Below are 6,726 nucleotides of genomic sequence, written 5' to 3' on the forward strand. Positions count from 1 at the left end.
ATTGTCACAACACAAATTTCACAAAAAAGGGATGACCGCTCTTTTTAACTTGATTAAGTTGACCCCAATTTACCCCATCATTAGAGGTGTAAAAATTAGCACCAGAACAGCTATTTGAGGATAAACCTGTAGGACAAGCATTGCTAAACAGGAAAAACTTTGATCGCTTTTTCGTAGTAAGCCTGACGATCAGCTAGTCCGTTAAGACCACCATTGACTCGTCGGGTGATTTCTTCCACCGTTGCACCGCGATCACAAAGAGCATTCATGTTATTGTTATGCCACCAAAAACCGCCACTGGTAAAAGGATAGGTGGTACTAACATAGTCAACTCCATCCATCACTTTCGGATCATGAATATAATTCGCAAAAGCTTGATAGTTACTGCGTCCCGTTAGTTGAATAACGCCCGCTCCCTTATATTTGGGACCATCTCCCGGCTCAATATTGCCCAGGTCTTTCCGTCCGTTATACTCCTCACCGCTACCCAGTTCTTTCATCCATTTCAAGCCTCCACTTTCATGGGCAGTTTGGCTTAAGAAATGACACATTCGGGGGTGAGTGTTAATGTCAAAGCGATTTAAGCAAGAATTGAGGTCTGCTAATTGTCCATCGCTAATGACATTACCATAGATAAATTCGGCTTGAGTTTTGGAGATCAAATTATTACCCCCTGGTAATTCTTTAAGTTCTAGTAAAAATTTCGCCGAAGATGATCCCAAGGTATCCAATTCGCCTTCTTTGATTTTTTGTTTGAATTCTTCAAAGGCTTGTTTTGTTTGGGATCCATAAATACCATCAACCCCATTAGCAGGAAGTAATCCGAAAACTTGTAAACGGGTCTGAACTTCTCGGCAAAGTTCCGAGTCTCCTGCTAAGGAATCAATGGGTTTAACAAGGTTTTGTTGAATGATGTCTTCTAATTTCATGGTGTTTATTTCCTGGTATTGAGTCCTGGCTCTGTCGTTTCATAGTAATTAGCAAAGTCTTGATCGCCAGGGGTTGCACCGGCAGAAAATTGCGTATAAACCTTGACTTGTTTGCCTTTTGGATTCCAGCTTGTCTGATTCTCATAATTAGATAGAGGATTGTCGGGAGGAGCAACTTTATGAGATGCTTAAGTTCTGCAGCTAAAAGTTATTCCTATGTCAGCCCCCCCCCATCCTCAACTATTTGAGCAACTAAGTCAATGAATTAAGCCCAGAAACGTTGAATCTCGTCATAAAAATTTACATTCAAGAGTATACTAAATCTAGACTTTAGACGGTCATAATCTGAGATTTATTAAACTTATGAAATCGGAGAGTGAGATCGGTCAAAATCATCCCCAATCTGGTAATTATGCCACCCTAGATAGCCATCTCTGGGCCGATGTCACTTATCCCCTCGGGGCGCATTATCGGGGCGATAGTGTCACCTTTGCCGTCTATTCTAAAAATGCCAGTCAGATTCTTCTGGAAATCTACGAGCGCCCGACGGGAGAAAACGCTAAGTATGATTACCGGTTGACAAAAAACCCCAATGATGATATATGGCGGGCAAAAATCGCCGGTATTGGCCACGGCAGTTACTACGCTTTTCGCTGTTGGGGTCCCAATTGGCAATTTGATCAAAAATGGCAAAGAGGCCACAGTAACGCCGGTTTTCGGGCAGATGTGGACGATTTTGGCCATCGTTTTAACCCCAATAAAGTCCTCTTCGATCCCTACGCGCGAGAACTTTCCCACGACTTTGAAACCCTGGCCATGATCGCAGCCGGAGAAAATGCGGGAATCTATGCCACGGGAGAAGGGGACTACAAAGGAGTGATCCGGCGGCAATACGATACGGGTAAATGGTCGCCCAAAGGCATTGTGATCGCACCGGATGGAACTTCCACCGGGATTCGTCCCCGTCTGGGGGCCGAAAAAGCGATCATTTACGAAGCCCATGTGCGCGGTTTAAGCAATCACCCCTCCGCTAGTCGTTTAGAAGATATTCTCAAGGGAATTACAGGTTTTGAGGAAGTGGCCAACGTTCCCGACCAGTACAGAGGAACTTATGCAGGGGCCGGCTATATGGCCAAATACCTAAAAGCGCTGGGATTTACCACGATCGAACTCTTACCGGTCCAGGAAACCGCTAACGATAATAACCCCGACGATCGCCCCGGCGGTAACTATTGGGGTTACATGACCTTTGGTTATTTCGCCCCCGATCGCCGTTATGCTTATGATCGCTCCCCCGGGGGACCGACCAGAGAATTTAAGGCCATGGTCAAAGCTTTCCACGACCAAGGTATGGAAGTTTATCTCGATGTGGTCTATAATCACACCGGAGAAGGGGGCAATTGGGGCAGCAACGATGTCACCGGATTTGTTAGTTTTGGTGGTTTTGATGTGGTGGAATATTATCAACTCAGCGACGAACATTATCTAGTTGATGGGGCCACTGGCTGCGGAAATCAATTAAACTTTTCCCATATTGTCACCTGTAATCTGGTTCTTGATTCCCTCACCTATTGGTTAGAAACCATGGGAGTTGATGGTTTTCGTTTTGATCTGGCCCCTGTCCTCGGTCGAACTCCTTCTAGTCATGAACGAGAAGATTGGCACAAGCAAAAACAATTCTTTCCTAAACATCCTTTGTTAGAAAATATCGAGCAATTAGGCAAGAAATACGATGCCGAAATGATCGCCGAAGCTTGGGATATCTGGGGTTACGAGGTGGGGAATTTTCCATCGGGTTGGGGCGAGTGGAATGGTCGTTATCGCGATGCAATTCGGCGTTTTTTAAAGGGAGATGGTAATACTTTTAAATTCATCGAACAGGTGAACGGAGATTATCACAATTTTAACGACCAAGGCGGACCACAAAAATCGATCAGTTTTATTGTTGCCCACGATGGTTTTACCCTGATGGATTTGGTCAGTTATAACCATAAAAATAACCTCACTCCCTGGCCCTTTGGTCCTTCCGATGGCGGCAATAATAATAACGATTCTTGGGATTCTGGCGGTAATCAGGCCTTACGTCGCCAAAGATTACGCAACTTTTGGACGATTCAATTTTTATCTCGCGGTGTTCCCATGACTGTCTGGGGCGATGAATTTGGCCGCAGCCAAAATGGTAATAAGAATCCCTACAATATTGATAGTGTGGCCACTTGGAATAATTATGATATGATCGCCACCCGTTCACCCCATCTACTGCCCACCGGTTATCGGGAAGCTTATCACAATAATTTTGGCACGGGAACTAATCAAGAAGAACGCAATCCTTTATTTATTTTTGCCGCTTATATTGCTCACTTAAGACAGAATCATATAGCCCTTAAACAGCACCGCTATGGCGATATGGTTCTCGATGCGGGTAATGATGTCACCTATTTATTTAAAAAAACCGATGGGGTTAGCGATTTAACTGCCCATGATCGCTCTATTTGGTTTTTAATTGATGGTAGTGCCGTCGGCGATCACGATTTTTTGGTGTTAATTAATATGTATCATCTGCCGGTGGATTTTCGCCTTCCCTCCCCAGGCAATAATTATCGTTGGGTAAGACTTATTGACACGGCAGCTTGGGCAGAAACCAATTATAATTGTTGGTCTGTGGAGCAAGGAGCAGTAATTGCCGATCGCTATAAAGTCAATGGTTTTTCGATCGTGGTTCTCGAGGAGATTAACTGAATTTTTGGCAATAGGGAAATATAAACCCCAGCTGCATCTTATGTTTTACAACCCGCACTTAGCCCAAAATTGCCGTTAAATGTCTAAAACTAAAAGTAGTGTTATTATCCTAACCGTAATTTGTATTATCGCCACGGCGATGGGAGTTTATCTAATCGGTGGTATCGACTCCCAACAATTACAGATCTGGTTAAAACAAATGGGAATTATGGCCCCCATTTTGTATATTATTCTCTATACGATCGGGACAATTTTAATCCTGCCTTCTACCCCCTTAAACCTCAGTGGTGGGGCGATCTTTGGAGTAGTTATGGGAACAGTTTGGACAACGATCGCCGCTTTGGTGGCCGCTATAGTTGCCTTTGCTTTTACCCGTACTATCGGCCGGGAATATACCGCCAAAAAATTTCAGGGAAAATGGCAAGCGATCGATGCAGAAATGCAGCAAGGCGGCCTATTTTATATGTTTGCTATCCGTCTATTACCGATTATTCCCTACGGTATCGTTAACTTTGTTGCGGGATTAACTTCTATCCGTTTTCGCGATTATTTCATCGGTACTTTATTAGGCACTGTCCCCGGAATTTTACCCTTTGTCATGATGGGTGCTGGTTTAAAATCTTTAGGAAAAGGCGATATATTGCCCCTAATGGTGGCTTTTACCCTCATTGCTCTGTTAGTAGCTGTGGGAACTTGGTATCGTCGTCGTCGGCAATTTCCCTTTCAGTGATCAGTGATCAGTTATCAGTTATCAGATTGGAGTTTTAAGTAGATAGTGTTAAGTGAAAACTTTGGCACTTTATTTTCACTGATCACCGGTTACTGGTTACTGTTCACCGATCACTGATCACTGATTCAAGCCTGACAACGATAAAATTAAGTTAGATTAGGAATATCCCGACTGAATCCCCATTGCTAAGGAGATAGCGTATCGATGCCTGCCGCAGATTATAAAGATTATTATGCCGTTCTGGGAGTAGGTAAAACTGCCAGCGCCGAAGAAATTAAAAAAGCTTTTCGCAAATTAGCCGTCAAATATCACCCCGATCGCAATCCTAACGATAAAAGCGCCGAAGAACGTTTTAAAGAAATTAGTGAAGCTTACGAAGTCCTCTCCGATAGCGAAAAACGCCAAAAATACGATCAATTTGGACAATATTGGCAACAGTCCGGGCGATCAAATTGGCCTGGTGGTAATCCGGGGGTTGACTTTGGTTCGGACGGTTTTGACTTTAGCCAGTACAGCACCTTTGATGATTTTATCAATGAACTGCTCGGTCGCATGGGGCGCTCCGGCGGTACTCGCCCCCGTTCCCATTCCTACGGGACTCCGGGGGGAGGATTTGGCGATTTTAGCAATTTTAACGACTTTGCCGGTGCTCGTACTGCACCGCAATCCGTCACTTCTGGTATCTCCACCGCTAAACTGCGTCTGAGTTTTGGGGAAGCTTTACGAGGAGTACAAAAACGGGTTAATTTAGCCGGAGAAATGATCGATATCAAAATCCCCCCAGGAACCAAAACCGGTAATCGTCTCCGGGTACGGGGTAAAGGACTAATCGATCCCTTGAGCAAACAACGGGGAGATCTATTTCTCGATGTGGAATTAGAACCCCATCCTTTCTTTACTTTTGAAGGCGATAATTTAACCTGTGAAGTCCCGATTACTCCCGATGAGGCGGTTTTAGGCACAGCAATTGAAGTTCCTACCCCCGATGGCCTGGTGACGGTAAAAATTCCCGCCGGTATTCGTTCCGGTCAATCCCTGCGCTTACGCGGCAAAGGTTGGATCGACAATAAAGGACAACGCGGCGATCAATTAGTCAAAATTGTCATCGATACTCCCAAAGAATTAACCGCGATCGAACGGGAATTATACGAGAAAATTAAATCTCAGCGTACCACCGATCCCCGTCGTCATCTCAGACAGGTGCAAATTTAGTCCCTAGATCTTAATAGTGAGGTACGAAGCAAAAGGTAGGGTGCGTTAGACGGCAAAAATTGCTGCTTTGAATTGAAGGTAACAATCCGTCGTAACGCACCACCTATCATCAACTAAGTAGTAAAACGTAGGGTGCGTTAGACGGCAAAAATTGCTGCTTTGAATTGAAGGTAACAATCCGTCGTAACGCACCACCTATCATCAACTAAGTAGCCGGTTACTATCCTTAGATTAGCTGAATCTCCCCCAATCCCTTTACTGTTGCCTCTTGCCTTGAGAAGCTGATCACTGTTTACTGTCTCTGGAGTTTATCCTTGGCTAGAATTTAACCTTACTAGCCAACCAATTAGTGATTAATTTGGGGCTATTTTTCTTCACCCAATAGAGAGCATAAATTCTGAAGATAGGCTTAGAAAAACGAGCGATCGCTTTCATAATAAAATTTAAGTGACGACTATGAAACTTTTTATTAATTAAATTTAACGAACCCACATCGTAAAGACAGTCGATGATAATTCTAAAAGTCGTTTCCTCTCTTTGGAATAAACTATCTATTAACAATAGCACTTCCTGAATCCGTTGCTGTTTAAGCTGTTCCTCTTCGGAAACAGCCGAGAGAATCTGCTGCTGCTTAGATAATTTACTATCCGATGGGGTTAACATGATATGGTAAGGAAAAAATTAACTTGTTTTGATTTTATCCCTATTTGCCGATTTTGCAAGACCAACCCCCCCATCTATCCCCGTTTTTACAATAACACGGATATTTCCTCTCCCATGCCGTCTTGACTGTGATTGCTGTGATTGTGTCATGGACTGTGATTGATTAAGAAAAATAGGGCAGAATAAAATTATGAAAGCTAAAATGAGGGCTGAATCATGAATGATCCCTTAACCACAAGTTTACTTTAGCAGTACAGGAATTTACCACTGAAGCAATCTCTAAAATCCCTATATTGTGGCAAAAAATCAAAACCCAATAATATAATAAACTAGAACTCTTGCAAATTAATTATATGTTATAATCATGGGTTAACTAATTTTCCCCAAAAAATTAGTTAACCAGTACATTTGTCCTGAATGAAAACTTGAAGTTTAACTTTTAACTCAAAACTC

5 protein-coding genes are annotated in these 6,726 nt (G+C 43.3%); 3 read left to right on the forward strand and 2 right to left on the reverse strand.

Annotated elements, in window-relative coordinates; translation table 11 throughout:
• Positions 1 to 143: 143 nt before the first annotated feature.
• A complete protein-coding gene (locus PX482_RS15230; protein WP_288093739.1) occupies positions 144 to 929 on the reverse strand; it encodes a chitinase in 786 nt (261 codons plus the stop codon).
• Positions 930 to 1,292: 363 nt separating this feature from the next.
• Between PX482_RS15230 and PX482_RS15235 the strand changes: the two genes are divergently transcribed.
• The 3 genes from PX482_RS15235 (at position 1,293) to PX482_RS15245 (ending at position 5,610) form a co-directional block, all read left to right on the forward strand.
• On the forward strand, positions 1,293 to 3,668 hold the full coding sequence (locus PX482_RS15235) for a glycogen debranching protein (RefSeq protein ID WP_288122634.1): 2,376 nt from the start codon (positions 1,293 to 1,295) through the stop codon (positions 3,666 to 3,668).
• A 79-nt stretch (positions 3,669 to 3,747) separates the two neighbouring features.
• A complete protein-coding gene (locus tag PX482_RS15240) occupies positions 3,748 to 4,398 on the forward strand; it encodes a TVP38/TMEM64 family protein (RefSeq protein ID WP_288094251.1) in 651 nt (216 codons plus the stop codon).
• 204 nt (positions 4,399 to 4,602) lie between these two features.
• On the forward strand, positions 4,603 to 5,610 hold the full coding sequence (locus PX482_RS15245) for a DnaJ C-terminal domain-containing protein (protein WP_002759924.1): 1,008 nt from the start codon (positions 4,603 to 4,605) through the stop codon (positions 5,608 to 5,610).
• 318 nt (positions 5,611 to 5,928) lie between these two features.
• On the opposite strand, the gene PX482_RS15250 is transcribed toward PX482_RS15245, so the two are convergent.
• Positions 5,929 to 6,273 (reverse strand): hypothetical protein, encoded by a 345-nt coding sequence (locus PX482_RS15250; protein WP_002738818.1) that lies wholly within the window; start codon positions 6,271 to 6,273, stop codon positions 5,929 to 5,931.
• Positions 6,274 to 6,726: the final 453 nt, after the last annotated feature.

Source organism: Microcystis sp. M53602_WE12, assembly GCF_030065455.1.
Taxonomy (GTDB): domain Bacteria; phylum Cyanobacteriota; class Cyanobacteriia; order Cyanobacteriales; family Microcystaceae; genus Microcystis; species Microcystis aeruginosa.

What these genes read in the sequence shown, in the direction of transcription:
- PX482_RS15230 (WP_288093739.1), bottom strand. Translation starts at nt 929, where the DNA reads ATGAAATTAGAAGACATCATTCAACAAAACCTTGTTAAACCCATTGAT.
- PX482_RS15235 (WP_288122634.1), top strand. Translation starts at nt 1,293, where the DNA reads ATGAAATCGGAGAGTGAGATCGGTCAAAATCATCCCCAATCTGGTAAT.
- PX482_RS15240 (WP_288094251.1), top strand. Translation starts at nt 3,748, where the DNA reads ATGTCTAAAACTAAAAGTAGTGTTATTATCCTAACCGTAATTTGTATT.
- PX482_RS15245 (WP_002759924.1), top strand. Translation starts at nt 4,603, where the DNA reads ATGCCTGCCGCAGATTATAAAGATTATTATGCCGTTCTGGGAGTAGGT.
- PX482_RS15250 (WP_002738818.1), bottom strand. Translation starts at nt 6,273, where the DNA reads ATGTTAACCCCATCGGATAGTAAATTATCTAAGCAGCAGCAGATTCTC.